The sequence below is a fragment of the Microvirga zambiensis WSM3693 genome, from assembly GCF_016735695.1.
Classification (GTDB): domain Bacteria; phylum Pseudomonadota; class Alphaproteobacteria; order Rhizobiales; family Beijerinckiaceae; genus Microvirga; species Microvirga zambiensis.
This window is the reverse complement of sequence record NZ_JAERQD010000162.1, coordinates 1-2,475: the sequence shown is the minus strand read 5'-3', so window position 1 is coordinate 2,475 and position 2,475 is coordinate 1. Positions and strand designations below refer to the sequence as shown.

1 protein-coding gene is annotated in these 2,475 nt (G+C 70.0%); it reads right to left on the bottom strand.

The annotated features are described in order from the left end of the window. Nucleotides 1–286: 286 nt before the first annotated feature. Nucleotides 287–2,475 (bottom strand): tyrosine-type recombinase/integrase (locus JKL46_RS34555; protein ID WP_201842949.1); only part of this gene is annotated, 2,189 nt, incomplete at its 5' end.

The window sequence follows — 2,475 nt, the reverse complement described above, 5'->3', positions numbered from 1 at the left end:
TCGCGTGACAGCCGCAGGGGTCAAATTTGGACGCCGATCCCCTGTCTCAGGGGGTCAACATTGCACGCCGAAACACAGTAATGGGCGTTTATGTGGAATATGCGCGTCAAGCCTGGGTAGCCGAGCCAGGGACCGGTCGTGATCATGCCGATTGCGGCCAGCCGGGAGCCGGCGTCGGGCGACGACATACCCTGCAGGCTCGCCCGCCCGCTACAGCGCTTAATGGGGAGCGCGCGGGCGGGCGAGCCTGCTCCGGTGAGCCACGCCGCCAGCCAGAAGGCGGTCGTCATCCGGGCGTTCGTGATCCCGTCGCGATGTCGCGCGGGGTCGGTCCCGCCGGTGTCGGCGTGTCGGCGAGCTTGGCGACGAGCGCCGCCACCGCCGCGCGGTCGCCTTCGACCGCCGCGCGCTCGTCATCGGTGAGCGGGATGACGGCGAGGCGGTGGTCCATGCCCTCATGCGCTTCGAGAAGCTGGGCTTTTGCGCTCGGCTTGGGGATGTAGAAGTCGCACTTGGCACAGGCCATCCGGTGCGGGCACTGCTCGAAGAAGCTGTAGCTGCACCAGCCGTGGCCAAGATCGTAGTGCTGCCAGGGCGCGCCGGCCGCGGCCGCGCCGCTCAGCACGGCTTCGCGATCGATCAGAACCTCGATCGTGCGCACATTGCGCGCGAAATAGCCGGCGTCACCATAAGCTTTGGTCAGCGTGTTGGGCGTGATCGCCGCGTAGTGTCTTGTTGTCTCGGGCGAGGTGTGGCCGAGCCAGGCCTGGAGCTCGAACAAGGTCATCGGCTCCTTCGCGTTGTAGAGTTGGCTGGCGATGGTGGCGCGGGCCCGGTGGCTGGTGATGCGGCCGCGCACGTCCCTGTCTGGCACCCCGCCTTTGGCGCAGAGCAGCGGGATGATGGACTTGTTGATGTAGCTGTTGGCGACCGCACGGCCGCGGATGGCGAAGAGAGTGTTGATCGGCTCGCCCGTCTTGCGATCGGGGATCGGTGCCTGCGCGGGCCTTGCCGCCTCCCATGCCTCGACCGCGCGGCCGACGAGCGGGTCGACAGGCTTGCTGAAGGCGGGGCCGGTCTTGTGCACAGGCACGTCGAGCAGGCACACGGGCGGGGCACTCGGATCGGTGCTGTCGGCCTGCCAGCGGATGCAGCCGACGCGCAGGCGCACGATCTCGTCGCTGCGCTGGCCGATGAACAACCAGGTGAGCGCGAGGGCGCGGACGAGTGCGAGCGGATAGGCGATGATGCCGCGCGAAGCGAGGTCGTCGGCTGTCAGGTTGAGCCCCGCCCAGACGAGCTTTGCCCAAGCGTCGTCGGCGATGATGCGCGGCTTGGGAAAGATCAACGCCTTGACCGCGCGCGGCGTCACCAGCGCAATGGAGGGATCGAAGCGCGGCGGGCACCAGCCATGCTCGTGGCATTCACGGAAGAAGCCACGGACCACTGAGATGTAAGCTGCCTTGCTTGTCGGCGCGAGCGGCTGGCCGGAGCGCGCCTCGATGCTGGAGCGTCGCTGCGCGAAGTCGCCGATCACCATGCGGTCGACGCGCGCGACGTAGGCGGCGCAGGTGACCCGCGTCCAGTCTCCCGGCGCTGCGACGCCGGGCTGCTCCTGCGTCATCCAGCGTCCGACCTTGGCCAGGATCGCGCGGTACTCGCGGCGCACCGCCGGGGTAAGCGTCGAGGTGCCGTACCAGCGGTCGACGGCCTCCATCCACGCCGCCGGCGCGCCTTCGACCGGCATGCGCCACCCGCGCGTCGGCAGCCCGGGCGGCGAGGCGTAACCGAGCGCGGCAAGCGCGCGGTGGATGCCGTGGAGGGCCCCACCCGCCCACGCCGCAAAGCCAGCATCGGCCCGAAGGCGGGCGAGCGCCTCGTCGGTCAGGTCTGCGAGCCTCGAGCTGCGGTTGCGCAGCAGAAGTTCGCAGACGACGGTCCGCGTGCGCAGGTCGCAGGCATGGGAGCGGTAGCCCTGCCGCGTCAGCGTGCCGATGACCTCGGCCACCGCCCCGTTGACCGCCGCGTGCCCGAACACGCGCCGGATGAGCGCGAGGCGCTTGAAGGGACCGAGGCGGTGGAAGGCGTCGAAGCCGCACAGGAAATAGGCATAGGAGCCAAGGCACGGCCGGACGGACGGGTCGAGCCAGCCCGGCCACGGAGCCTGGAATGCATCACGATCCTTGCCGATCAGCGCGACCCACTCGTCGTCCGACCACGTCCAGAACGTCGTCCCCCGATCGGCGCAGCGATGCAGCACCAGGCCGACCGCGTCGAGTGCCGAGCGGACATGGAATCGCACCTTGGGCTGGTCGCGCATTGCCAGCCGAGCCGCGTCGAGCGGCGCCACGAGGCGCGCGACCACGGTCCACGCGGGTCTGTCGGCCTCGTGGCCGCAGCCGCGGCGCAGGTCCCAGCCGAGCGCGATCAGCGCCTCGCGCTCGGCCGCCGACAGCGCCGGCGAGCGGTCGAAGC